We start from the raw sequence: 24,106 nt of genomic DNA, 5'->3' as shown, positions 1-24,106 counted from the left end.
CGCGCCCGTTGCGCTATTCCGGGTCGGCGATCGCCGAGCCGGTGCCGGTGACCCGGGCACTCGAGGCCACGCCCGGGAAGGTCAGCGGGAACTCGGCCTCGGCGGTGACCCGGACCTCGATGCGGGAGCCGAGGACCGTCACGGTGAAGGTCAGGCCGGGGTGGTCGCGGTAGGCGCCGACGTCGCGGAGGTAGGCCGCGACCGCCGCGCGCGCCGTCGACTCGGTGAGCCGCAACGGCTCCTCGCTCAGGCCGCCGTCGTAGACCTCGGCCCCCTCCGCACCGAGGTCGGCGCCCTGCAGCGCGGCACCCTCGGCCAGGGTGGCGAGGTCCTGGCGGCGCAGGAAGGCGGCGCTGGCATCGACCACGACCGCGATCACCATCAGCAGCACGATCGCGAACCCGATGATCAGCGGGGTGACCGACCCGCGCTCGTCGCGGCTCCTGGGCTCACGGCGCGACCGCGGCACCGGTGATCTCCTGGTACTGCCCGATCGGCACGGTGTGGGTGGCATCCAGCGCGAACGACGGCCGACTGCCACCCAGCATGTCGGGCAGCAGCGGCAGCGTGACGTCGGCATCGATGCGCACGGTGATCATCGAGGTACCGCTGTGGCAGTCGGCGTACGGCGCACAGGTGACCTGGACGGTCACGCTGGTCCCCTCCAGGCCCTGGTCGTCGAAGGCCTGGCGAGCAGCGGCCCTGGCAGCCGTCGTACCCGAGGCGTCGTCGGGCGCGAGCGCATAGGCCCGCGCCGCCGACCGGGCCGCGGTCGTGGTGGCGAACGCCCCGCGCTGGACCTCGAAGACCGACAGCACGACGTAGACCAGCGGTACCAGCAGCAGGATCCCGAGCCAGACCGTCTCGACGATCGCGGAACCCCGCTCGTCGCGGGTGCGGGCGGTCACGGCTGCTCCTGCACGGCATGGCCCGCGACCTCGACCTCCACCGCCGGGCCGCCGAGCCCGAGCGCGGGGACCTTGGCTCGCACGACGACCTCGATGGTGGGCACCCCGCCGATCACCACCCGGCGTACGACGACGTCCTCGGCGAACTTCCCCGACACCGCACCCTCGACCTGCTCACGGGTGCGCGCCTCGCCGTCGGCCTCGCCGCGCCCCTGCGCCGCGGCGTAGCGCGCCCCCTCGGCCGCCGCCGAGGCCAGGGTGTTGCGCACGTGGAGCACCAGGCCCAGCTGGAAGATGCCCAGCACCAGCGGCAGCAGCACAACCAGCACCAGCACGAAGTCGACGACCGCCGCGCCACGCTCGTCGCCACGCAAGCGGGTGCGGCGGCGCGGTCCGCCCACTACTGCACCTTGGACAGAGCATTGCTCAGCATCGAGGACAGCTGCTCTTTGGCGGCCACCCCCAACACCGCCACGATGCCGGCGCTCATCACCGTGATGAGCACCCACCCGGGCACGTCGCCGCGCTCCTTGGGGCGATCGGGCACGACTAGCACCAGGTAGAGGCGGACGAGCAGATCGTTGACGTTCCCCATGGTGGTTCCTTCCGAGAGTGGGGGTGGTGGTGGGTCACACGGTCAGGGACAGCCCGACGTAGCCGGGCCAGAATGCGAACGCCTACTGCCAACTAAGGGCATCATCGACGGGCACAGCGGTGCCCGCGTGCCCCGGTGGCGGGGTTCGATTCGTTCAGTTGTGGCGCACCGCCTGCAGACTCGTGCCAACGTTTGCAAGAAAGTCGCTCAAGCACGTCGGTTCGCGCCCAGCGGCTCTTGCGGTCAGATCTGGAGCCACCGCCGCCCGACCACAGACTGCCCAAGCAGCCAGTTTCCGTACGCCGAACGCAACCCACCGTCACAATGGACAAACCCCTAGACCAAGCGGGAACACAGACGTGCTTCTCAGACCGTCTCTGCACCGCCAACAAGAGACCGAGGAACGACGTATATGAGTACCGGCCTTGCACTGGGAACGATGGTTGCCAAGTGGATCTTTGGAGCATGGCTCAAGGACACGGTGTTCGCGGACCCTGCCGCCGATCTTCTTGACCTCGTTCGAGACTCGGTGCTTGACGGAGCGGAGGGCCGGCGAACAAGTCGGCAGTTCGAAGAGGTAGCCGAAATCGTCGCCGAGCGCCTCGAACCGTTCATCGAACAAGAATTCCGAGGGGCCGATCAAGGCGAACGTGCCGCAGCCGCACAGGCGGTCGTGACGACGCTGGAACGAAGCTTCGTCAATCATCGCTTGGACGTCGTAGAGCTGGACCTCGACGCCACAACGCTTGAGTCCGGATTGCGCAGGTGGCACCCTACGGCCGCGGCCGACGAACGTTTGGGTAGCGCCGGAACAGCCCTGTACGACCTTCTTCTGACTGAATGCTGCCATTACATCGTCGCCATAACTTCCCAATTACCGGAGTTTGCGTCTCTCGCTGCACGTCAACTGTTGACACGGTCCACCCGCCTCATTGATTTGACCACCGAGGTGCTAGAACGTTTGCCGCGAACGATGCCTGAATCGTGGGGCGGCGGTTCCGCAGATGACGTGTTTTCTAGCAAGTACCTGAAAGATGTAGTGCAAAAGCACGATCACCTCCAACTGTTTGGCGTTAAAGACCAAAGCATCCGAAGTTCGTATTCGTTGTCTGTGGCATACATATCTCTTACCGCGACCGCCCCAACAACTAATGCCAAAGGCATCGGACGGGACACCTTCCGAAGCCGAACTCCCGAGCAGCCCGATGACGACGCAACTATGAAGCCGCCAGGGGACGTCGCAAACGACACCCTCCGCGTCGAGGCCGCGTTAAATGGACAGTCCAAGATCGTTCTTGGCGGAACGGCAGGGTCAGGCAAGACCACGCTTCTACAGTGGGTCGCCGTAACTGCTAGTCAGGCGGGCTTTTCCGGTGAACTTGCTTCGTGGAACGGATCGATTCCATTTCTATTGCCGTTGCGGCGCTATGCAAATGGTGACTTGCCAGCTCCTGAGGAATTCTTGGGTGTACATCACAAGTCGCTAGCTGGCGTGATGCCATCCGGATGGGTTCACCGAGTACTAGCTGCAGGTCATGCCGTCGTCCTAATTGATGGACTAGATGAGTTGCCCGAAACACAACGGGAAGACGCGAAGCAGTGGTTGCTCGACCTCATTGGCAACTTTCCGCAGGCAAGATTTATTGTCACCGCTCGTCCACTTGCAATCTCAGGCGGATGGGAGGACATCGACGACTTTGGCTACACGGAGCTATTGCCAATGCAACGTTCGGACGTCCGAGCCTTTGTCACCCATTGGCACGAAGCCACCGCACAGGGAGCGAAAGACGATGACGAGCGCTTAGCAATCGCGGCAGCTCGAGAACAACTGCTGCAATCGCTGGGCGAGGCTGACGCCATCAGGATGCTGTGCACCTCCCCACTTTTGTGTGCGCTGGTCTGCGCCATGCACCGCCAGAACGTCGGAAAACTCCCGCAAAACCGAATGGAACTTTATGAAACTGCTCTGCTGATGCTCGTCTCCAAACGAGACGAAGAACGCCGCATCGACTCGTCGATTGGCGAAGGTCTTACCTATCAGGAGAAGCGGGCCCTCCTTGCCGACTTTGCCCTCTGGCTGCACGAAAGTGGTCTCGCCGACGCGGAGGAAGCATTACTCGGCACCCGAGTTCGACGAAAGATCACCTCACTGCCACATAGCAGTTCGCGCAACCCACGGGACATCACAACCAACTTGCTTACCCGTTCGGAAGTGCTCCGCACTCCTGTTGAAGGTCGGGTTGATTTCGTTCATCGAACGTTCTTGGAATACCTTGCTGCTTTTCAGCTGATCGAAGACGACGCCATTGATAAAGTCATCAACCAGGCTCACATGGGCGACTGGCGCGAGGTAGTCATCATGTGCGCTGGCCACGCCAGCGCAGCCCGTCGATATGAACTCCTAGAGGGCTTGATCAGGCGGGGACAAAACGAGATTGAGCACCGTCACTCTCTGTACCTTTTGGCCGTGGCCTGCCTTGAAACGTCGCCGGTCCTTAAACCGGAACTTCAAGAAGCTATCAACGAGTGCCTGGATAAGGTTGTACCTCCCCTAAACATGACCGACGCGACTGCGGTCGCGTCCGCAGGCGCACTCGCAGTCCCGCGACTCGCGCGTTCCAGGCAGATGTTGGCGACGACTGCGGCGGCGTGTGTTCGCGCTCTGAGCTTGATTGGGTCTGAGGAGGCCCTCCAGCAACTCAAGACTTACTCATCCGACAATCGGGTCACGGTAGCTCGGCAGCTGATTAGAGCTTGGGGACAGTTCGACCCAGAGAAATATGCCCGCGAAGTGCTGGCGTCCAGCCCTCTCGACTATGGCGCAATCACCGTCAGCTCGACCGAAGCACTCGATAACGTCCATTACCTCCAAAAAGCAAGGCAAATCCGAGTCGACCTGCCGGGAGGCGTGGGCGACCTGTCAAAGATCGCTAGTTCGGATCGAGTCAGCTACCTAAACTTCTGCCGAGCACGTTCTCTGCGCGACTTCCGAGAGTTGCACAAATTTCCGCGACTCCTGGTGTGTTACGTGGAAGACACGAACACTCTGGAAAGCACTGACGGAATCTCGGCATGTACTGACCTGCAGCTCGCTTGGCTCGACCACAACCCCAACCTTGTCGACATCTCTGATTTATCCACGCTGCACCATCTGAAATCGGTTCACTTGAGGGGGACTGGCGTCACTCACCTGAACGATCTCAGCGGAATGTCATTAACTGAACTCCGCATCGGGGGGCGGTCTCTTCAGAACTTGCCCGACGACATAGCTGCCAACCAATTGTCAATATCCCACGCGCCGCGTATCCAGGACTTTAGTTCGATCGGTTCATCTACTGCTCTTCAAACTCTGGGCATTTACGTTGGTGCTGACGCGGCTTCCGTCGAGGTTCATGTGCCACCCAGCGTCACTGAACTCACCCTCTCGGGGCCCGCAGACCGGTTTCAGGTAGTGAGTGGCGGAGTCGGCGTCGTGAGCATCGACTTACCTGCTGAGACGATGAACCGAATTGGGCCTATGCCTCAACTGGTTGAGATCGAGTTTCCAATGCTTTCGACTACAGATCTTTCGAGCGTCCTCGATATCGACCGATTCGATTCGGACGAGTTTCCTTCACTGGAACGCATCGAGTTCTGGGGAAGGGCGACGGAGGAACTGAAGATACCTGGATTCACACTCTCCATGACTACCGGCCGACCGGTCCATCGCTCGATTTACGTCCGGGATTAACGATTGATTTCTGGACTGAGCAGAGTCAACAACTCAGTCCTTACGAATTGCGTTCGCAGTTCGAATGCTTCAAGAACCCTGTCAGGTAATGGCCTCCATCAAGCGTTAACTGCACCGGGGGGCACGCCATAGCTGGCTGCCAAAGGGCCCGTCAGCATCGCGCGGCGAGTCTTGGCTAAGGGACGTTGCGACGGGTCAACCTCCGGTTTGAGGCGACGCACTGTTGGTCGAGCGACGATGCTGGGGCGTCATCAAGAGATGACCGTCAGTCCCCGGCGCCGCAATCAGCCCGGACGGCGGGACGCGTGCGAACGAACTTTTCAGACGTCAATTTGGGCGGATTCGATCCAAAGACGCCTAGTGTTAGCCCATGGCTGATGCCGGTAGACCAACGCCTCAAGGCTGGGTCCGCATGCAAGTGCCCCAGTGGGCTTGGGGACGAAACCCAATGGGTCTGTTCGATGCCGCGCACCTCATCACACGGCAACAGTCAGACGGGACAGTGCTTGTCCGGGCCAAGGAAAGCTATAGCCGGTCGCGCCCCGATCTATTAACACTGGTGCGTGCGCTCGGTCCTACGGCTCCACGTGGCGCCGCATCGTCGCTCTCGACGATGTCGGTGGATTCAATCGACGCTGATGTCCTCGACCGGTCTCAGGTTGCGCGCGACGAAGAACTCCGGCGGATAGACGCAGAAGGAGGAAGCCTGGCGTCGTTTGCTGCCTTTCATCAACTGGCGTCCATGGGAACTACGATGAGCCACTTCCCAGCTCAGGCGGAAGCCACGTGGCAACAGATCCGTGAGATGCCTGCGGCGGAAGACGGCGAAACTCCGTTCCCGCACGCCGGGGTTTACGCAATTCGCCGGGATGATGCACTGTTGCACCGAATCAAGATCGTCTCAGTCATGTTGCGCATACAGCATGATCCGCAACTCGCCGCTGGTGACCTTTCCGGTGTGCTTGGCCAGCACACCGACTCGGCCCGTGGGGCATTTGCTAGCGCCGCCGGACTCCATTCTGGCTATTACATGCTTGACGCCTACATCGGGCCGCTGCTTGGCGCTCTGAGCCCAGGAGTTTGGGGTTTCGCTGCCCACCGGGGGCGTGGACCGATCATCTATTCCTTCGGCCGCCCCGTTTCCGGCACCACTCCAACGGCTCCGGATTTGCTGCGGACGATCAGCACACCTGGCGCCCACTCGGCGACCGAGTTCTCTGACCTTCCTGCGAGCGCGGTTCCCTCCGCACTCAGTTGGTGGAGTTCCCGCCTAAATGAGCTCTTCTCAGTAGTCTCCGATCCTGCGGTCTTCGCCGACAATGCAGGCGATCACCAGGCTGCGGCGCAGCTTGAAGCAATCCTCTCCGTGGAACAGCTCTTTCGCCGAGTCACGTCGATACAAGTCAACTACCACGATCTCAACGCTCGACAGGTTCTGTTGTTCTCAGTCCTAGACACGGTCGAAAAGCTCGCTGGCCGCAGCATCGAAACTAACTGCAGTTCTGTTTTCGCTAGGAAGCGACTGCAGTCTCTCGAAGACAGAATCCCCGACGAGGCTAAGCCGATTCTCCTGCCCCGTGCGCGGCGCGCCGTCGAGGCGCTAGAAGAATTGCAACGCGGTTTCTTCATACTAGAACCAGATGGTCGCGTACTGGTGGAACCCTCCACTGGAAGAGCCGAGACTCCGTCAGCTGCGGCCGCTCAATACTTGAAAATGCTGCGAAATGCCACACACGGTCACGGGCCTACTCGGGGTTCCATCGAGTTGAGCCGGACTCTCCTCGCTCGTCACGACGGGTTAGTCCCGCATGACGTCGCGCTGCTGGCTTGGCTCTATATGCTCGACCTCCTCGCCCAACCGGATGTCCTACGGCGGCGACTTTCCGCGGACGCAAGTCGTCCTCCTCGGGGAATTTGAATGACTGGTCTTACGAATACTTAGTCTGCCGGGGTCCTGCGTCAGACGCGGCGTTTGGAGGCTTGATCGAAGAGCCGCAGGGAAGGGGGTGCGGGAAAGTCCTACTTTCATGCTCCGGATTGGTTTGTCGAGATGAATCCAGTCGGCAACGCCCGGCGACACCTTGGGGTGGGGGTACCACCCCTGCGGGCGTCTGTACGGGATCGGAGGTAGACAGCCGCTCGGATTGCGCCACGGTTATAGGTCGCGTTTTCCGCCGCTGGCCATCTGTGGACAAGTATCAGCGGCACAGCGCACCACCGGCAGGTCGCTGCGTGAATTTTGGGCGCCGGTCGTACCGGGAGATCAGCCCGCCGCCATAACGAGGGAGCACCTCGGCAAGAGTGTCGAGGACCTTCTGCGTTCGCACGTCAGGGCGGCCCTGACGCGAGGCCACGACGATGCGCCACGGACGATCAGCCGTCATGGATTCGTCTCGGTTCATCTGTCCATCGAGCGCGTACCCCACGTAGTTGTGAATCTTGTCTTGGAGCGATTTGATCTGGCTCTCTGAGCCCGACCACGGATAACTCTGAACGATGAGCAGTTCAATAACCCCGTCGGACGCCTCGACGATCAGGTCGACTGTGCCTGGATCCAGCAGCCCGGCTTCCGGGCTCTCCTGTGCCATTGGCTCAGGATACTCGCAGAGGAGTTACGTCGTCGTCACCCCATCTGACCGCCGACGGAGCCAGTCGATTCACTATTGTCACGATTCACTGATGGTGCCATCCAAGACTCGGCGTCTTAATTCGGAGAGGAATTCACGAAGCAGTTGCGAGGCAGGATCGGACGCGCCACCGAGCTTCGAAGCGCGGGCGCGGATCTCCTCCAGGGCGGGATCTGGGCCGTGAAGTAGGTACTTGAGGACCGGTCGAACGTACTCTGGATTGGCAGAGAGCCGCTCAGCTTCAGAATCTGTTCTATCGAGGCCGCAATGCTCCCGCATGAAAGACAATCCGTATCTCTCGATCGCGTCGACGGCCTCGCTAACGAATGCGTGGCTGACCGGGTCCTCTGACACAGCCCAATCCTTGTAGGAATCATCCGGCATGACATAGCCGAGTCCGATGCTTACCGTCGGAGGTAGGTAAGGATGGAACTTTTCACCTCGAATGTCGGCAATGATCTTGTGGACCCCTTGGTGGCGCACCCCAACTCTCGGACTGACCAACACGAGTCCTGGCTGCTGGTATCGCGTAGATGTTCCCAGGCCCACCCAGCCGATGACACCCTCATCCAACTCGATCGTATATATGGCTCCCGCGCGTTTTCTAAATCCAAGATTCGTCAGTGGCTCCTTGAATTGCGCCAACACCGAACTCGTGGACATGCTTCTCTCGATCTCAAAATTAGTGAAAGGACGGGAATCGTCAGGAGGATACCCCCGTTGCGGTGAGTCAACCCGCCGCAGTTACGGCCACGGCTGTCTGACGATCCACACGCGCATGGCCGGCAGGGGCCTTCCGACCTCCAGGCCGGCCTCTTCGGCATTCTTTCCCCTCGGGATAGCGCCACCAGTACGAATGCCGGGATACGCCGTAGTCTGGTTCGACGTCAGGCGGGCACCCTCTCCGGTCTTGACCTCGATGAATCCCTTCTCGCCATTGGGGAACTCGACGTAGAGGTCAGGCCTCGTGCGGACCCCGTTCACGTCCAACGTGACCTCTCGCTGGATCACGCGACCCCCGGCGGCCTCAAGGTCCGCAATGGTCTTCAGCACACCAGCCTCGCCCTGGTTCACGGGTCCGACGCCGCCTAGGGCCTTAAGGGCAGCCTGGTTGTCTGCAAGAAGGCTCTCCTCAGCAGTGACATCGAGCTTGAGGGTCTCTAGTTCGGTCAGCTCCGCCTCAAGTTCGAAGGGGATTGCTTCGGCGGCAGCGATGCCGGCTGCGCCTTCGCCCTCTGCTAGTTCGGCGAGCTCGGCCTCGCCACCGGCTTCGACAGGGATTAGCTCTGGCGCAACGACGTCTGACACGAAGAGGCCGAGGGCAAGCGCCGCCAAGATCACGTCGGACTTGCTCAGTTCACCGCCAGAGTCCTGCTCGAGACGCGCGGTGGCTCGCTGAATGTCCTGTTGGTGGACGAAGATCAGAATCTTGATGTTCTTGATGAACTCCTTCTCTTGGGCAATTTGCTCGACAAGCGCGGACTGCGTGGACGATGGCGTGTTGGAAGCCGGAGCCGAGCCGCTGTGGTGCGTCGTATGCGGGGCCGTCGGCTGGTTCGCGGGGCAGGACCCGTTGTCGGGGTCCGGTTTGGCGGTGCAGATGGTGCCTTCGGGGTCGCTGCTGTTCACCGGGTCGTGGTCGGAATAGCCGTAGCTGTCCATGGAGACCGGGTCGGCCGCGTTGAGCACAGGGTCCACTGACATGAACCGACCCGTTTGCGGGTCGTACTCGCGCGCTCCGAGGTGTGACAGCCCCAAGGTGGAGTCGTAGGGCAGGCTCAGGAAACGTCGAGCGTCCGCCCACGTGGATACGTTGACGGGGACGCCGAACGCGTCGGTGTACCGCTTGGCCCGGGTGACACCGGGGGCGGTTGATGACCATTCGACATTCGTTGTGCCTTGTGGGTCAGCGGCCTGGAACGTCAGAGTGCTGGTGGTGCTCGGGGTGGCGGTACGCACCGCGACCGTTCCTGCGAATGCCGTGTAGTGGCGGGTCCCCTTCAGGGCCCAGGTGCCGTTCGACGACAGAGTCGCCTCGACCTCGGTGTCACCTAGGTACAGGGTGGTCGTCCCTGCCGCTGCGGGGTCGGTGGGTCTCTTGACCAGGAGACTGCCGTCGGTGTTGTAGACGTAGGTGTACTTGGTTGCGCTCGTGCCGCTGCCCTGGACAAGGTTCGATAGGTGTCCCTCCCCGTCCCAGGCCATCGTGCGGGCCGCTCCTGTAACGGTTGCAGAGGTCGTCTGGCCACCGCTCGCGTCGACGCAGTACGGATAGTTGGCAGTCGTGCTGCCGACGACCTTCCTTACGTTGGTGAGTACGCGAGAACTCTGCGTCTTGGAGTTGCACGTGCCGCCGTAGGTATAGGTCGTAGTCGTGTCAGATGACGGCCCGCCCGTGAAGGAGTGGTCCACCTTGGTGGTTCGCTGTCCGGCTCCAGTCGTGTTGAAGCCATAGCTGGTCCAGTAGGGCGCTGCGCCGGCGATGGTGCTCTTGGTCGGAGCTGCGCAGTTGGCCGAACTGGGGGTCCACTCGGCTGAAAGCCGAGCGAAACTCGAGTAGCTGTAGCAGGTGTTCTGGGTGTTTCCGGAGCCGGCTGAGTCGAAGACGCTCGTGAGCTGACCGGCCGTGTTGTACGCGTATGACGCGTTGATGAGGTGAGAGCCGCTGGAGGCGGGATCGGTGGTCTGCAGTCTGGTCAGGCGGCGGAGACCGTCATAGCCGTAGGCGAAGTTGACTTGGGAGTTGCTCGTCCCTGCAGCACCGAGGGCCATCGTGGAGATATCTCCGAAGGGCGTGTAGCCGGTCGAGAGCACCACACCCTGCGCACCGTTCAGAGTGGTCGGGAGGCCGAGGCCCGTGCTGTCGTACCCATAGGTTTCTGTCTCGGCAGGCAAGCCGGCAATCGCTGGCTCCCCGAGGGTGTTGACGGTTCCGTCCCGGTTGTAGGACTCGGTGTGGCTGACCGTCGTGGGCAGGTTCGCCCCGGTGACCAGAGTGTCGTTACCGGGCAGCGTGAGCGTGGTCTTGGTTGGCCGGTAGAGCGAGTCATAGGTGTTGACTGTTGACTTGTAGGCACGTCCCGACGCGACGTTCCCGCCGACGTATCTGGTTGTCGAACTCAACTGCCCAAGTTGTCCGGCTGCGTCGTACGACCAGGACGCGAGCTCGCTGGCATTGGTGGCGCTCGCTCCCTGGTAGAGGCCGGTTGCGCGACCCAAGATGTCGTAGGTGTAGTTGAGTTGCTGTCCGCGTGCGTCCTTGGTCGCGATGACCTGGTCGTTGTCGTTGTAGGTCGTCGTGGAGGTACCGGAGGCAGGGTCGGAATTGGACACTGTTCGCCCGAAGAGGTCGTACCCAACGGTCGTCGACAGCTGGTCTGGGCCTGTCACGGACTTGGGGCGACCCTGAGCGTCGTATGCCGTGACGTTCTTGACTGCCCCAGTCGCAGTGGGGTCGTTTCCTGGGTAGGTGATGTTCTGCGTTGTGCGGCCGAGTGCGTCGACGACAGTCGTAGTAGCGAGGCCACCGGGTGGGGGCACGACGGTGGTGGCGTCACCGGTGTAGGTGGTGGTGGTGGAGCGGCTGCAGCGTGTCGAGTTGGGGGCGCACGTGCCAGGGGTGGGGACGGTCCAGCTCTCAGTCGCTTTGACGATTCGGCCTGCTCCGTCGAACGTGTTGTCGGTCTGGTCGGCGCCGCCGTAGCCGAGGACGTAGCGAGTGCCGGTCGGCGAGTGTTGGTCGTCCCAGGCATCGGTCCAACTGGTCGCTACGCGACCGAGATCGTCATAGGTGGTGTCGGTGAGAATTTGACCACCCTGCGGTGAGGGCTTCTGAGTCTGGCGGGCGCGCAGGAGCGCATCGAAGACCTGATAACTGACGTTGTAGGCCGTTCCGGTGGGGCCCTTCGGAACGTAGGTGGCGATCCAGGTTCCGGCTACATGTCCGTCTCCAGCAGCGGTCCCACCGATCGAATAGGCGAACTTTTGACTAGCCGCCTGGCCTTGCGCGCGACTGTAGCGAGGGTCCCAGACGGCGGTCAGCCGTCCGATTGCGTCATAGGTGTTCTCGGTCGTCCTCTGGTTGGCGTCGACCACTGTGAGGGGCAACATGCGTGCGCCGTCCCAGGTCGTGACGGTGGGCTGACCCTTCGCGTTCTTGCTTGTGGTTGAGATCGGAACACCCGCGCCAACGGGGTTGTATTCCGTGGTGGTGGTGCCGCTGTTTGTATCCGTACTGGTCCTTCGCCTGCCGAGGGCGTCATAGGTGACGTCAGCTACCTGCTGCAGCGCTGTCGCTTCTCGCGTGCCGTCGTTGTACCCAACTGCGCGGTAGGTGGCGGTCGCATCTCCGAGGGTCGGGACCTGTCCTTGCCAGCTCGTCGCACCGTCGTATGTGGCATAGGTGTCGCTAATGACGGACCCCGACGTCGTCTTGTCGGTGGGGAGCGTCGCTGTGTCGGCACTGGCGCAGGCGACCGACTGAACGAATGTGCGCGCGATGAGTGCGACGAGGTTCAGTGCGGGATTGCGTGCGTAGGCGATGGTGGCGCATTGAGCGTCGGTGTGAGTCGTCGGTGTTGCCTCGTCAGGGGTCGCATAGGACTCCGAGCGGATGGGCATGCCGTAGGAGTCCCACTGCAGGATTTGGTGGGTGGTCGAGCGCGAGGTCGCGTTGGTAACGGGCGAGCCGTACATGAAGGTCCGGTCGACCGTTGTCTGCGTGTCGACATAGCTTGCGGTTAGTTCGACGGGGGATGCCGTCTTGCCGTCGATGGTTCCTCCGACCTGCGTCGTCGAAGCGGTCTGCCTGCTCCATGGAGTGGAGATGGACTCTGAGATCCTGCTACCGGCTACGCCCGCTGCACTCATTCCGTTGAAGAGGACGCTCTCGTAGGCCGTACCGGCGAACTCGTTGCTGTCGGTGATGCTCGGGGCGTCCAGGCCGCTGACAACCACGTGGGAGGTGCTACCTGAGGCGGTCCGGTTACCGTCCATGCCTCGCAGGTAGAACTCCGAGGACATGGAACGTTGTTGGTCGCTACGTCCGACGAGGGTGTCGACCCGGTTGTATCCTCGCCAGTCCGACCAGGTGCGGTATGCGTCCGGCAACTGCGGGTCGTCCGCGTAGCGCCAAGCGGCAGTTCCGGCGTATTGGTAGTTGGTCTGGATGAGGTCGCCGGTTGTGGTGTCGTTCTGTGTCACTCCGGTGACGACAAACTTGTTGAACCAGTCCATGGCTGGGGTTCCGCCGAATGGTGCCCAGTAGACCGGGAAGCACCGCTGAGTGTTGGTGGCCGGTGAGGGTGGGTTCGTGGGATCGCACTGCTGCGGTGAGTACTGGATGGTGGTGATGCCGCCGGCTTCGTTGATGAACTCGCCGAGGCGCGGACGAGCCAACGGCGGCTTCGCATCTCCTGTGCTGTCGACGCGGTTGTTCATTGTCTCGCCGGTGTAAAGGAGCCTGACCGGCGGGGTCGCGACGGAAGTGTCGCCATCAAGTCCGGTGTGCTGGATGGACTTGAGCCAAAGGACGTTGTCAAAGGTGTCGGCGCTGTCTGCTGGGTTGTACCAATCGTGGTCCAGCTCGTATTGGTCAACGCCGCGGTAGCCGTTGGGGGCACCGGTGTCGGCGACCTCGGTCCTGATGATGGTGTGTCGCCTGCCGGGTTCAGTGGAGACTGGTGTGTCCCGGGTCTGAAGGAGTCAGAATTTATGGATCTGTTCCTGAGACCAGGAGGTACAGGTGGGACGACAGGGCTACCCGGCCGAGTTCGGGCGCAAGGTCCTCGACCTGCTCGAAGCCGGCTGGCTCCCCCTTCGGTTCTGAGGACACGAACCGCTTCAGCGGTCGCCGACGAGGTCGAGCGCCAGGTTGTTGCGCGGCGGGCGTCGCCCAGTAGGTGCCCGATCGGGGACAACCCACCCCGCCACGAAACGGACCTGCCAAGGCCGCGTCCTACCCTCGGTGCCGCCAGCACCTCACCTAGACACCTGGCATTTAAGACTAAGCATCGTTAGTCTTAACCGCATTAGCGCAAACGATACTTAGTCTTAGGGGACATGATGGCAACCCGCACGGTGTCTGCTCGCACTCGTCGTACCGCCCTGGCTCTCGGCGAACGGCTCGTCGAGTGGCGCAAGCTCCAAGACCTCACCGCTGAACAGGTCGCCCAGCGGGCAGGTGTCTCGAAGCCCACTCTGTGGAAGCTCGAATCCGGCGATCCCGGGGTCAGCCTCGGCGTGCTCCTCGACGTCGTACGAGCACTCGGCTTCACCGACCAGTTGCTCGACGCCGTCGACCCTCTGAACACCGAGCTCGGCAAGGCACGGGCCGGACAAGCCCTCCCCAAACGCATCCGTCACTGAGCGAAGCAACCACGACCAGGGCCGCCCCCCGGAGACCCACCGACAACTCGACGAACGACACCGAAGGGCCCCCGTTGAGCAACCGCGCGAACGTCTACGTCGACGTCTCAGGCGAGCCCGTCCTGGTCGGGGTCGCGACCTTCGGCTCCGCCATGCGGAAACGAGCGGGCGTCAGCACCACCTTCACCTACGACGAGACGTGGCTGCAGCGACCCGACTCCTACGCGATCGACCCCGCTCTGTCCCTGTTCGGACGGTCCACGACGGTCGCCGGCCTGCCCGGCTGCTTCCAGGACTGCTCCCCAGACCGGTGGGGACGCAACCTCGTCACCACACGTCTCCGCGCCCTCGCTCTGCGCGACGCAAACAAGCCGCGCGACCTCACCGACGTCGACTACCTCCTTGGCGTCGCCGACCTGACGCGCCAAGGCGCGCTCCGCCTGCGCTTCGGCACCGACGGACCTTTCCTGGATCCCGAAGCCGCAGTCCCCCAGCTCATCGAGCTGCCGCGCCTGCTCGCCGCAGCCGACGCCATCGAGCGAGACCCCGACGACCAGGCAGCCCTCAAGAACCTCCTCGACGCCGGATCGGGCTCCCTCGGAGGAGCCCGACCGAAGGCATCCATCCGCGACGGCGACCAACTGATGATCGCCAAGTTTCCTCACAAGGACGACGACTGGGACGTCATGGTCTGGGAGGCAACCGCACTCGACCTGGCAGAAGCGGCCGGCATCGACGTCCCCAGCCGCCGTCTCACCCACCTCAACCGTCGCGCCGTACTCATCCTGGACCGCTTCGACCGCAGCGAACACGGCGCTCGCGTCCCCTACGTCAGCGCCATGACCCTCCTCAACCGCCGCGACAACGACACCTCTGACTACCTCGACGTCTGCGACGCCATCACCGACGAAGGAGCCTCCCCCGACGCCGACCTGGAGTCCCTGTGGCGTCGAGTCGCCCTCTCCGTCGCCATACACAACACCGACGACCACATGCGTAACCACGGCTTCCTGCGAGCACGAGGCGGCTGGACCATGTCCCCCCTGTTCGACGTCAACCCCGAACCTGACCTCGCCAAAGACCGCGTCACCGGCATCGACGGCGCGCGTTCGCACGACGACGAGCTGCTCGGCCTCGAATCGCTCGCAGGCGAGTGCCGACTCCCGACCGACCGGCGCAACACCATCGCCCGCCAGGTAGCCGACGCCGTCAGCACCTGGCCAGACGTCGCTCGATCCCACGGCGCACAACGACCCGACATCGAGCTCTTCCGACCAGCATTCGAACGAGGGATCTCCACGCTGCTCGGCCTCGCGACTCCGTAGGCGTTTCCCAGGTCGGCGGGAAGGCCGACCGTGGAAGACCGTCGAGGACGTCGAACGCGCGACTTCGTCCTTGGTCCATTGGCACACCACCCCACGGCTTGACGGCTACCTCGGCGACGTCCCGCCAGCACTGCCCCTGGCCCGGCCGAAGGCCGTCAACTCGCCGGTTGCCGGTTGCCCTAAGAGACGAACACCCCGAGCAGCAGCACGACCAGCAGTCCGGTCACCGACAGCACGGTCTCCATCAGCGACCAGGTCTTGAGGGTCTGGCCCACGCTCATCCCGAAGTACTCCTTGACCAGCCAGAAGCCGGCGTCGTTGACGTGGGAGAAGAACACCGAGCCGGCGCCGACGGCCAGCACGAGCAGGGAGATCTCCGGAGAGGACATGCCCACGGTCAGCGGGATCATCAGCGACGAGGCGGTGATCGTGGCGATGGTGGCCGAGCCGGTGGCCAGGCGGATGAGCACGGCGAGCACCCAGCCCAGCAGCAGCACCGAGACGTTGGCGTCGGTGGCCCAGTCGGCCAGCAGCGTGCCGACGCCGGTGTTGACCAGCACCTCCTTGAACCCGCCGCCGGCCGAGACGATCAGCAGGATCCCGGCGATCGGGGGCAGCGACGACGACACGACCCCGGCGACCTTCTCGCGGTCCATGCCGACGGCGTACCCGAAGGTGACCATCGCGACCAAGGTGCCGATGAGCAGCGCGACGAAGGGGTTGCCGACGACGTCGAAGACCTGCTGCAGCTTGGCGTCCTCGTCGTCGATGACGATGTCGGCCAGGGCCTTGCTGAGCATCAGTGCGACCGGCAGCAGCACGGTGAGGATGGTGACCAGGAACGACGGCCGGTTCTCGAGCTCGGTGCGGGTGTCGGCGTCGTACGTGCTGGGGGCCTCGACGACGACCCACTTGCCGGCCAGCGCCCCGAAGAGCGGGCCGGCGACGATGACGGTGGGGATGGCGACGACGAGGCCGAAGCCCAGGGTGACGCCGAGGTCGGCGCCGAGGTAGTCGATGGCGGTGACCGGGCCGGGGTGCGGCGGCACGAAGCCGTGCATCGCGGAGAGGCCGGCCAGGGCGGGGATGCCGACGGTGATCAGCGAGACCTGGGCGCGACGCGCCACGAGGTAGATGACCGGCATCAGCAGGACCAGGCCGATCTCGAAGAACATCGGCAGCCCGATGATCGCGCCGACGGCGGCCATCGCCCACGGCAGCGCCCGTCCGGACGCACGGCCCACGATCGTGTCGACGATCTGGTCGGCGCCGCCGGAGTCGGCGAGCAGCTTGGCGAACATGGCGCCGAGCGCGATCAGCACACCGACACCGGACGCGGTCTTGCCGAAGCCGGTGGTGAAGGAGTCCAGGACGTCGTTGACGTTCTGGCCGGCGACGATGCCGACGGTGAGCCCGCCCAGGATCAGCGCGACGAACGGGTTGAGCTTGGCCAGCGTGATCAGTACGACGATCAGCGCGATGCCGACCAGCGCGGCGGCGATCAGCTGGCCGCCGGAGGCGACCGGATCGATGAGGTCCTGGGTCATGAGCGTTCCTCGGAGTCGTGGGCGTCGGACGGGGTGGCGGCGAGGATCCGGGTGGCGGCCTCGTCGACGATCTCGTCGATGGAGCGGGTGACGTCGATGACGACGCCGTCCTCGTCGGGTCCCAGCGGCTCGAGCGTCGCGAACTGCGAGCCGAGCAGCGAGGGAGGCATGAAGTGGCCGGGGCGGCTGGCCTGACGACGGGCGATGACCTCGTGGCTGCCGTCGAGGTGCACGAACCGTACGCCGGGGGCGTGCTCGCGCAGGATGTCGCGGTAGGCGTGCTTGAGGGCGGAGCACGCGACGACCGCACCCTGCGGCCGCGCGGCGAGCCACTCGCCGATGCCGATCAGCCACGGCTCCCGGTCAGCGTCGTCGAGCGGGTGGCCGGCGGACATCTTGGCGATGTTGGACTCGGGGTGCATGTCGTCGGCGTCGCCGAACGGCACCCGGAGCCGCTGCGCGAGCGCCGCCCCGACGACGGACTTGCCGGAGCCGGAGACTCCCATGACGACGAGGCTCGGACGACTGTTCTCCGTGATCACCGACACATCGTGCGACGAAAGATATGCTCTTTGCAACCCCCTGGCGCACTTTGGTCGGACCATTCACCCGGTTGGGTGCCGATGAGATGATCTTCCCGTGACCCTCGACCCCGGGCTCGGCCAGCACGCCGGCGTCCTCGACGCCCTCGGCGCGCGGATCGCCTCGGGCGAGCACCCGTGCGGCACGGTGCTGACCATCGAGGCCATCGGCGTCCGACACGGTGTCTCGCGCAGCGTGGCCCGCGAGGCCGTCCGGGTGCTGGAGTCGATGGGGCTGGTGTCGTCGCGTCGCCGGGTGGGGGTGACCGTCCAGCCGCGCAGCTGCTGGAACGTGCTCGACCCGCAGGTGATCCGCTGGCGCCTCGCCGGCGCCGACCGGACCGCCCAGCTCGCCTCGCTCTCCGAGCTGCGCCGCGGCGTCGAGCCGGCCGCCGCTGCGCTCGCGGCCGAGCGGGCCACGGCCCACCACTGCCGGACGCTGGCCGCGGCCGTCTCCGACATGGTCGTGCACGGACGCGACGGTGACCTCGAGGCCTACCTGCGCGCCGACTCGCTCTTCCACCGCACCCTGCTCGAGGCCAGCGGCAACGAGATGCTCGGCTCGCTGGGCGACGTCGTGACCGCGGTCCTCGTCGGACGCACCCGCCACGGCATGATGCCGCGGCGTCCCAACCCCGAGGCGATCGCGCTGCACGACGAGGTGGCGCGCGCCGTACGCCTCGGGGAGCCGGCGGCGGCCGAGCGCGCGATGCGCGCGATCATCGACGAGGCCGCAGCCGCGCTCGCGCAGGAGCAGTCCGACGCGTCGGAACCCTCGGACGAGACCTCGTCCTAGCCCCGCGACCTAGTCGTCGAGCATCGCGCTGAACTCGCGATGGATGGTGATGCCGTCGACCAGGGCCCCCAGGACCAGGTAGTCCGGCGACTCCGAGCACAGCAGCCGGACCAGCTCGAGGCCGTCGAAGGCCCGCACCCACTCCCAGAGCATGGCGGGCTGCACGCCGATCGAGGCAGCGCGGTAGAGCGTCGAGGCCACCCGGTCGGGGGCGGCGCCCTCGGCCTCGAGCAGCAGGACGATGTCGGCCACCGTCGCCGACGCGGGGTCGGCGGCGACACGCTCCAGCCGGCGCTGGTCGCGGCGGCGACGCCCGGAGTCACGCACGGAGTCGAGGACGGACGGGGCGGGGAGTCGCAACGGGGCTCCTGGTGTCGCGGGGGCAGTCCGCGCCGGGTGTGTACGGGGCCACCTGCACGTGGTCCCCCCGGACTCACCGACAACCGGACCATGGTCGGTTGGGTCGCCCCGGCGAGTGCGGCCTGGGACGAGGTTCGAGCATGTCGGTCGGACGGGCCTGGCGACACGGCCGTGTGGGCAGACCGGCTCACCCGATGTGACTACCGTGATCTGGCTCGACCCGGGGGGTGCCCGAGCGGCGGGGAGGCGGAGTAACGAGATGCTTACCGTCCAGGTCACACTCGGAATTCCTGCCGGAACCATTCGGAAACACGGCGGGCGTTGAGTCCTCGGCATGACCAGCCGGCCGCTCGCCCACCGCGACGCCCACCGCCACATCGGGCGGCTGCCGGCGTACGGGTTCTACGGCGGGCCGCCGATCAACCCTGACACGACCGCGCTCGAGACGGTCGCGGAGCTCTTCAGCGTCCTCGACGACGAGGGCACCGAGCGGGCGCTGGTGCTGCCCAACTACGGCGTGCCGGACCCCGACGTCGCGTTCGGCCTCAACCACCTGGCCCTCGAGGCCGCCCAGCAGGACGACCGGGTGCGGTGCGGGCTGTGGGTCAGCCCCAAGCAGAGCGACGCGGCCCGCAACGACACGGCGTTCGCACTCGCGGTCGAGGACGGGGTGGCGGCGCTCAAGACCAGCTTCCTGCTGGGCGGTGCACCCGACGACGCCGACTGCGCCGAGCAGCTCGACCGCATCTTCACCGGGGCCGCCGACCTGGGCCTGGTCGTGCACGTCCACACCTCCCCCGGCTCGGCGTCCGACATCGACCGGATCGCCACCCTCGTCGAGAGGTACGGCGACGACACCAAGATCCACCTGGTCCACCTCGGTGGCGGGATGAGCGGTCATCTCAAGCTCATCGGCGGGCTGTTCTTCGACTGGATCGAGGCCGGCAAGCAGGTCTACACCGACACCAGCTGGGCGATCGGCTTCGCGCCGGCCTGGCTGGCGCAGGAGATCGAGCGCCGCGGCGTCGGCCACGACCGAGTCCTCTTCGCCACCGACGCCCCGTGGGGCGACTTCGCCGGCGAGCACGCCCGGCTGCGCGCGGCCACCGGCGACGGCGCCCTGGCCGACGCCTTCTTCCACCAGAACTTCGACGCGCTGTACGGCGTCTGAGACCCCTCCACACCCGACCAGCACCCCACCCGAGGAGACACCGCATGTCCGTGTACGACGACGAGATCCTGGCCGCGATGGAGAAGTCCAAGGCCGAGGTCCCCCACCCGAGCCAGGACAAGGGCACCAACCTCTACGGCTCGACCAAGCTCTTCCCCGACTACCAGGCCAGCGAGGGCCAGGCGTGGCTGACGCTGGTCCACGGCATCCCGCACGAGAGCTCGGTGTCGTTCGTCGCCGTGCTGCAGACGACCCGGGCGCTGCGCAAGGGCTTCGACGCCACCCTCTACTTCTACGGCCCCGGTGCGTTGGCCTGTGCCGACACCCGCGGCTTCCCGACCACCGGCGACGTCGCCTTCCCCGGCAACCAGAACATGAACGACGCCATCAAGACGTTCATCGCCGAGGGCGGCACGGTGCTGTGCTGCCGCTTCGGCATGGCGCTGCACGGCCAGCGCGAGGAGGACCTGATCGAGGGCGTCATCCCCTGCCACCCGCTCGACGTGCAGGACGCGGTCATCCACTTCGCCAACAAGGGCGCCATCATCAACAGCGTCTACAACCTCTGATCGGCTGATCGACATGGGAGCCGACACTCGCGTAGACGTCGCGATCCAGGGCATCCGCCTCCTGGACGCACCGGTCGCGCGCCGCGCGGGCGCCGGCCCCAGTGACGACGGGCACGTGCTGCTCGACGGTGTGGGGGCGGCGATCCCGCTCAACCCCCGCAGCCCCTACACCGTCAGCGGCGGCAAGCTGCTCCTCGACGGAGCCGACACCGGCATGGGCGTGGAGGCCGTGGCGCGGCCGCGCTTCTACGACCTCGAGACCGCCGACGGCGTCTCCTACGAGAAGATCGCGCGGCTGCACTCCTCGAGCGTCCTGGCCACCACGGTCGTTCAGACCTGTGCCCGGTACGCCGAGAGCGAGCGCTGTCGCTTCTGCGCGATCGAGGAGTCCCTCAACGCCGGGGCCACCGTCGCGGTCAAGACGCCCGCGCAGATCGCGGAGGTGGCCAAGGCGGCGTACGAGCTGGACGGGATCACCCAGATGGTGATGACCACCGGCACCAGCAACGGCCGCGACCGCGGCGCCACCCACCTGGCCCGCTGCGTGAGGGCGGTGCGCGAGGTGCTGCCCGACCTGCCGATCCAGGTGCAGTGCGAGCCGCCCGGCGACCTGCAGACCATCCAGGACCTGTACGACGCCGGCGCCCGCTCGATCGGCATCCACGTCGAGTCCCTCGACGAGGCCGCGCGGCTGGCGTGGATGCCCGGCAAGGGCTCGGTCCCGATGGCGGAGTACAAAGCAGCCTGGGCCGAGGCCGTCCGCGTCTTCGGCTGGAACCAGGTCTCGACCTATCTCCTCGTCGGTCTCGGCGAGGACCCCGACGAGATGGTCAGGGGCGCGGTCGAGCTGATCGAGATGGGCGTCTACCCCTTCGTCGTGCCGTTCCGGCCGCTGGCCGGCACGCTCGCCACCGACGTCGACGGTGCGACGGCGCCCGACCCCCGCGACGTCTACAAGGTCACCGCCCAGGTGTCCGCAGCCCTGCGGGCGCACGGGATGCTCGGCGCCGACCAGGCCGCCGGGTGTGCCGCGTGCGGCGCGTGCTCGGCCCTGGGCTCGTGCGGCTCCGACGAGGCCGCGTCGTGACCGACTCCCTCACCTTCGTCGACGAGGTCATCCTCACCGGCTCGCGCCGTACGGCGCCCAGCCTCGACTCCTTCGTCGTCGTACGAGCCGACTCCCCCGCCGACGTCGCGGCCTACCGCACCCTGCGTCGCGAGGTCTTCGTCCGCGAGCAGGGCCTGTTCGACGGATCCGACCACGACGACGTCGACGACGACCCGCGCACCGTGGTGCTCGTGGCCCGCGCGCACGACAGCGAGGTGCTCGGCGGCGTCCGCATCCACCCGGCCCTGCCCGGGCCCGACCTCGGCTGGTGGCGCGGCTCGCGCCTCGCCGTGGCCCCCGACGCCCGGATGCTGATGGGCGTAGGCGCCGCCCTGGTCCGGGCGGCCTGCGCCGAGGCCGAGTCGCTCGGCGCACTGCGCTTCGACGCCACCGTCCAGGCCCAGAACGAGAGGCTCTTCCGCCGGCTGGGCTGGGTGCCGCGTGAGCGCACCTTCCTGCACGGGCACCCGCACGTGCTCGTCGACTGGCCGATCGCCCGCGTGCAGCGGCTGGTCGACGCCACCAAGTCGGCGCTCGGCGGCCTGCTGTCCACCCTGACCGGCGGCGTCCCGGCCGGGTTCGTCGGCGACGACGGTGCGCCGGTGCCGGGCTCCGACCTGGTCGCGGCCTGCGACGCGATCCTGCCCTCGATGGTCGAGCGCGACCCCGAGTGGGCCGGCTGGTGCGCGGTGCTGGTCAACCTCAACGACCTGTCGGCGATGGGCGCGGCTCCGGTCGCCCTGCTCGACGCCCTCGGCGCGCGCGACGCGTCCTTCGCCCGCCGGGTGCTGCGCGGCGTCGCCGACGCCAGCCAGGCCTGGGGCGTGCCCGTCGTCGGCGGCCACACCCAGCTCGGCGTGCCCGCCGCGCTCTCCGTCACCGCCCTGGGCCGGACGTCGCGGCCCGTCCCCGGCGGGGGCGGCGCTCCCGGCCAGTCCCTGCGCGTCACCGCCGACCTCGGCGGCGGGTGGCGCCCGCGTTACACCGGCGCCCAGTGGGACTCCTCCAGCCACCGCACCGGTGAGGAGCTTCGAGCCCTCGCCGGTGTGGTGCCCGCCCTGGCGCCGACCGCGGCCAAGGACGTCAGCATGAGCGGCCTCGTCGGCACGACCGGCATGCTCGCCGAGGCCTCGGGCTGCCGGGCGGTCCTCGACGTCGGCGCGATCCCGGCGCCTGCGGGGGCGTCGTACGGCGACTGGCTGACGTGCTTCCCCGGCTTCGCGATGGTGACGGCCGAGGTCTCGACAAGCTCGACCACCGAGGGTGGCTCGACCACCGAGGGTGGCTCGACCACCGACGTCGGACTGCCGGGCTTCGTCACGACCGCCGTCTGCGGCGAGCTCACCACCGGCGCAGGCGTCGGCCTGCGCTGGCCCGACGGCGTCGTCACCGAGGCCGTCACCTCCACCGTCACCGGAATGGGAGCAGCATCGTGACCACCACCGCACTCGGCGCCGTCAGCGCCAACTTCGGCCGCGACGTCGAGGACAACCTCGATCAGATCGCTGCTCACGTCACGGACGCCCGCTCTCGTGGCGTGGCACTGCTCGCCTTTCCCGAGGCCTGCCTGGGCGGCTACCTCTCCGTGCTCGGCTCCGGCCGTGACGGCACCCACGCCGACGCTCCCGAGGACCTGCCGCCCGTGATGGACGTCGACGGTCCCGAGCTGCGCCGCGTCGCCGAGATCGCCGGCGACATGACGGTGGTCGTCGGGTTCTGCGAGTCCGACGGCACCGAGCGCTTCAACAGCGCGGCGGTCGTGAGCGGCCAAGGCGTGCACGGCGTGCACCGCAAGGTGCACCAGCCCCTCGGCGAGGGCCTCTACTACGCCGCCGGCGACGGCTTCGCCGCCATCGACACCGCTGTCGGACGGGTCGGAGCCCTGATCTGCTACGACAAGGCCTTCCCGGAGGCGGCCCGGGCGCTGGCGCTCGACGGCGCCGAGATCATCACCTGCATCTCGGCCTGGCCGGCCTCCCGCACGGCGTCGGCCGACGACCTCGCCGAGGACCGGTGGACGCACCGCTTCGACCTGTTCGACCGGGCACGCGCCCTGGAGAACCAGGTGGTCTGGGTCGCCTCCAACCAGGCCGGCACGTTCGGGAGGCTGCGCTTCGTGGGGTCGGCCAAGGTGGTGGGGCCGGGCGGCGACGTGCTCGCCGCCACGGGTACGACGGCCGGGGTCGCCTACGCGGACGTCGACGTCGCGGCCACCCTCGAGGGGGCGCGCCGGTCGATGTTCCACCTCGGCGACCGGCGTCCGGAGCTCTACCTGGAGCCCGTCCGTGTGTGAGCCGGGTGCGGGGTGGGCTGGTCCTGTCGGCTGCGGGGGTCTCGAGGCTCGTCGCCGGGGCTCCTCGCACCTCGACCGACGTGGCGCCGGCTCCTCGCACCTCGACCGACGTGGGGTGCTCCCGTGCCTG

Annotated in this window: 20 protein-coding genes; 10 read left to right on the top strand and 10 right to left on the bottom strand. The window is 66.0% G+C overall.

The genetic code is table 11. The features are described 5' to 3' along the window. Nucleotides 1-13: 13 nt before the first annotated feature. Genes FJQ56_RS20625 through FJQ56_RS20610 form a run of 4 tightly spaced genes read right to left on the bottom strand, consistent with a single transcriptional unit; the run spans nucleotide 14 to nucleotide 1,503 of the window. Nucleotides 14-469 (bottom strand): pilus assembly protein TadG-related protein, encoded by a 456-nt coding sequence (locus FJQ56_RS20625; RefSeq protein ID WP_246084285.1) that lies wholly within the window; start codon nucleotides 467-469, stop codon nucleotides 14-16. Further along, the gene (locus FJQ56_RS20620; RefSeq protein WP_140011505.1) at nucleotides 450-908 is read right to left on the bottom strand and encodes a hypothetical protein; all 459 of its coding nucleotides are present in this window, start codon (nucleotides 906-908) and stop codon (nucleotides 450-452) included. The genes FJQ56_RS20625 and FJQ56_RS20620 overlap by 20 nt, the downstream gene beginning before the upstream one ends. Beyond that, nucleotides 905-1,309: a TadE/TadG family type IV pilus assembly protein gene (locus FJQ56_RS20615; RefSeq protein ID WP_246084284.1), complete on the bottom strand. Its 405-nt coding sequence runs from the start codon at nucleotides 1,307-1,309 to the stop codon at nucleotides 905-907. The genes FJQ56_RS20620 and FJQ56_RS20615 overlap by 4 nt, the downstream gene beginning before the upstream one ends. Continuing rightward, nucleotides 1,309-1,503, bottom strand: a complete 195-nt coding sequence (locus FJQ56_RS20610) for a hypothetical protein (protein WP_140011504.1) — start codon at nucleotides 1,501-1,503, stop codon at nucleotides 1,309-1,311. Before FJQ56_RS20610 ends, FJQ56_RS20615 begins: the two co-directional genes overlap by 1 nt. Before the next feature lie 412 nt (nucleotides 1,504-1,915). On the opposite strand from FJQ56_RS20610, the gene FJQ56_RS20605 reads away from it, so the two are divergent. Beyond that, complete coding sequence (locus FJQ56_RS20605; RefSeq protein WP_140011503.1) at nucleotides 1,916-5,233, top strand: NACHT domain-containing protein; 3,318 nt, start codon at nucleotides 1,916-1,918, stop codon at nucleotides 5,231-5,233. Nucleotides 5,234-5,681: 448 nt separating this feature from the next. Further along, a complete protein-coding gene (locus FJQ56_RS20600) occupies nucleotides 5,682-7,151 on the top strand; it encodes a hypothetical protein (RefSeq protein WP_140011502.1) in 1,470 nt (489 codons plus the stop codon). A 280-nt stretch (nucleotides 7,152-7,431) separates the two neighbouring features. On the opposite strand, the gene FJQ56_RS20595 is transcribed toward FJQ56_RS20600, so the two are convergent. From FJQ56_RS20595 to FJQ56_RS20585, 3 genes are all read right to left on the bottom strand, one after another. Then, nucleotides 7,432-7,821 (bottom strand): DUF6572 domain-containing protein, encoded by a 390-nt coding sequence (locus FJQ56_RS20595; protein ID WP_140011501.1) that lies wholly within the window; start codon nucleotides 7,819-7,821, stop codon nucleotides 7,432-7,434. 78 nt (nucleotides 7,822-7,899) lie between these two features. Continuing rightward, nucleotides 7,900-8,523, bottom strand: coding sequence for a hypothetical protein (locus FJQ56_RS20590; RefSeq protein WP_140011500.1), 624 nt, complete (start codon nucleotides 8,521-8,523; stop codon nucleotides 7,900-7,902). An 81-nt stretch (nucleotides 8,524-8,604) separates the two neighbouring features. Continuing rightward, entirely contained in the window at nucleotides 8,605-13,299 is a 4,695-nt protein-coding gene (locus FJQ56_RS20585; RefSeq protein WP_140011499.1) for an RHS repeat protein, read from the bottom strand. 621 nt (nucleotides 13,300-13,920) lie between these two features. On the opposite strand from FJQ56_RS20585, the gene FJQ56_RS20580 reads away from it, so the two are divergent. After that, complete coding sequence (locus FJQ56_RS20580) at nucleotides 13,921-14,226, top strand: helix-turn-helix domain-containing protein (RefSeq protein ID WP_246084283.1); 306 nt, start codon at nucleotides 13,921-13,923, stop codon at nucleotides 14,224-14,226. A gap of 74 nt (nucleotides 14,227-14,300) precedes the next feature. Beyond that, a complete protein-coding gene (locus tag FJQ56_RS20575) occupies nucleotides 14,301-15,551 on the top strand; it encodes a type II toxin-antitoxin system HipA family toxin (RefSeq protein ID WP_140011498.1) in 1,251 nt (416 codons plus the stop codon). Nucleotides 15,552-15,730: 179 nt separating this feature from the next. On the opposite strand, the gene FJQ56_RS20570 is transcribed toward FJQ56_RS20575, so the two are convergent. Next, nucleotides 15,731-17,098, bottom strand: a complete 1,368-nt coding sequence (locus FJQ56_RS20570) for a GntP family permease (protein ID WP_140011497.1) — start codon at nucleotides 17,096-17,098, stop codon at nucleotides 15,731-15,733. Beyond that, complete coding sequence (locus tag FJQ56_RS20565) at nucleotides 17,095-17,604, bottom strand: gluconokinase (RefSeq protein ID WP_140011496.1); 510 nt, start codon at nucleotides 17,602-17,604, stop codon at nucleotides 17,095-17,097. The genes FJQ56_RS20570 and FJQ56_RS20565 overlap by 4 nt, the downstream gene beginning before the upstream one ends. A gap of 133 nt (nucleotides 17,605-17,737) precedes the next feature. Between FJQ56_RS20565 and FJQ56_RS20560 the strand changes: the two genes are divergently transcribed. Further along, nucleotides 17,738-18,475: a FadR/GntR family transcriptional regulator gene (locus FJQ56_RS20560; RefSeq protein ID WP_140011495.1), complete on the top strand. Its 738-nt coding sequence runs from the start codon at nucleotides 17,738-17,740 to the stop codon at nucleotides 18,473-18,475. A gap of 9 nt (nucleotides 18,476-18,484) precedes the next feature. Here the strand turns inward: FJQ56_RS20560 and FJQ56_RS20555 are convergent, their stop codons facing one another. Continuing rightward, the gene (locus FJQ56_RS20555) at nucleotides 18,485-18,835 is read right to left on the bottom strand and encodes a hypothetical protein (protein ID WP_140011494.1); all 351 of its coding nucleotides are present in this window, start codon (nucleotides 18,833-18,835) and stop codon (nucleotides 18,485-18,487) included. A 334-nt stretch (nucleotides 18,836-19,169) separates the two neighbouring features. Between FJQ56_RS20555 and FJQ56_RS20550 the strand changes: the two genes are divergently transcribed. From FJQ56_RS20550 to FJQ56_RS20530, 5 genes are read left to right on the top strand one after another with little or no spacing between them, the layout of a single operon-like run. After that, complete coding sequence (locus tag FJQ56_RS20550; RefSeq protein ID WP_140011493.1) at nucleotides 19,170-20,006, top strand: amidohydrolase family protein; 837 nt, start codon at nucleotides 19,170-19,172, stop codon at nucleotides 20,004-20,006. A 44-nt stretch (nucleotides 20,007-20,050) separates the two neighbouring features. Then, complete coding sequence (locus FJQ56_RS20545; RefSeq protein ID WP_140011492.1) at nucleotides 20,051-20,575, top strand: MSMEG_0572/Sll0783 family nitrogen starvation response protein; 525 nt, start codon at nucleotides 20,051-20,053, stop codon at nucleotides 20,573-20,575. A gap of 13 nt (nucleotides 20,576-20,588) precedes the next feature. Further along, on the top strand, nucleotides 20,589-21,662 hold the full coding sequence (locus tag FJQ56_RS20540) for an MSMEG_0568 family radical SAM protein (protein ID WP_140011491.1): 1,074 nt from the start codon (nucleotides 20,589-20,591) through the stop codon (nucleotides 21,660-21,662). Continuing rightward, entirely contained in the window at nucleotides 21,659-23,119 is a 1,461-nt protein-coding gene (locus FJQ56_RS20535; RefSeq protein ID WP_140011490.1) for an MSMEG_0567/sll0787 family protein, read from the top strand. The genes FJQ56_RS20540 and FJQ56_RS20535 overlap by 4 nt, the downstream gene beginning before the upstream one ends. Next, nucleotides 23,116-23,976 carry a carbon-nitrogen hydrolase family protein gene (locus FJQ56_RS20530; protein ID WP_140011489.1) on the top strand — a complete coding sequence of 287 codons (861 nt, stop codon included), beginning with the start codon at nucleotides 23,116-23,118 and terminating at the stop codon, nucleotides 23,974-23,976. The genes FJQ56_RS20535 and FJQ56_RS20530 overlap by 4 nt, the downstream gene beginning before the upstream one ends. Nucleotides 23,977-24,106 lie beyond the last annotated feature (130 nt).

Origin of the sequence: Nocardioides plantarum (assembly GCF_006346395.1) — a bacterium.
Classification (GTDB): Bacteria; Actinomycetota; Actinomycetes; order Propionibacteriales; family Nocardioidaceae; genus Nocardioides; species Nocardioides plantarum.
This window is presented reverse-complemented; position numbering and strand designations above follow the sequence as displayed.

What these genes read in the sequence shown, in the direction of transcription:
- FJQ56_RS20610 (WP_140011504.1), bottom strand. Translation starts at nt 1,503, where the DNA reads ATGGGGAACGTCAACGATCTGCTCGTCCGCCTCTACCTGGTGCTAGTC.
- FJQ56_RS20605 (WP_140011503.1), top strand. Translation starts at nt 1,916, where the DNA reads ATGAGTACCGGCCTTGCACTGGGAACGATGGTTGCCAAGTGGATCTTT.
- FJQ56_RS20600 (WP_140011502.1), top strand. Translation starts at nt 5,682, where the DNA reads ATGGGTCTGTTCGATGCCGCGCACCTCATCACACGGCAACAGTCAGAC.
- FJQ56_RS20595 (WP_140011501.1), bottom strand. Translation starts at nt 7,821, where the DNA reads ATGGCACAGGAGAGCCCGGAAGCCGGGCTGCTGGATCCAGGCACAGTC.
- FJQ56_RS20590 (WP_140011500.1), bottom strand. Translation starts at nt 8,523, where the DNA reads ATGTCCACGAGTTCGGTGTTGGCGCAATTCAAGGAGCCACTGACGAAT.
- FJQ56_RS20585 (WP_140011499.1), bottom strand. Translation starts at nt 13,299, where the DNA reads ATGAACAACCGCGTCGACAGCACAGGAGATGCGAAGCCGCCGTTGGCT.
- FJQ56_RS20580 (WP_246084283.1), top strand. Translation starts at nt 13,921, where the DNA reads ATGATGGCAACCCGCACGGTGTCTGCTCGCACTCGTCGTACCGCCCTG.
- FJQ56_RS20570 (WP_140011497.1), bottom strand. Translation starts at nt 17,098, where the DNA reads ATGACCCAGGACCTCATCGATCCGGTCGCCTCCGGCGGCCAGCTGATC.
- FJQ56_RS20565 (WP_140011496.1), bottom strand. Translation starts at nt 17,604, where the DNA reads ATGGGAGTCTCCGGCTCCGGCAAGTCCGTCGTCGGGGCGGCGCTCGCG.
- FJQ56_RS20550 (WP_140011493.1), top strand. Translation starts at nt 19,170, where the DNA reads ATGACCAGCCGGCCGCTCGCCCACCGCGACGCCCACCGCCACATCGGG.
- FJQ56_RS20545 (WP_140011492.1), top strand. Translation starts at nt 20,051, where the DNA reads ATGTCCGTGTACGACGACGAGATCCTGGCCGCGATGGAGAAGTCCAAG.
- FJQ56_RS20540 (WP_140011491.1), top strand. Translation starts at nt 20,589, where the DNA reads ATGGGAGCCGACACTCGCGTAGACGTCGCGATCCAGGGCATCCGCCTC.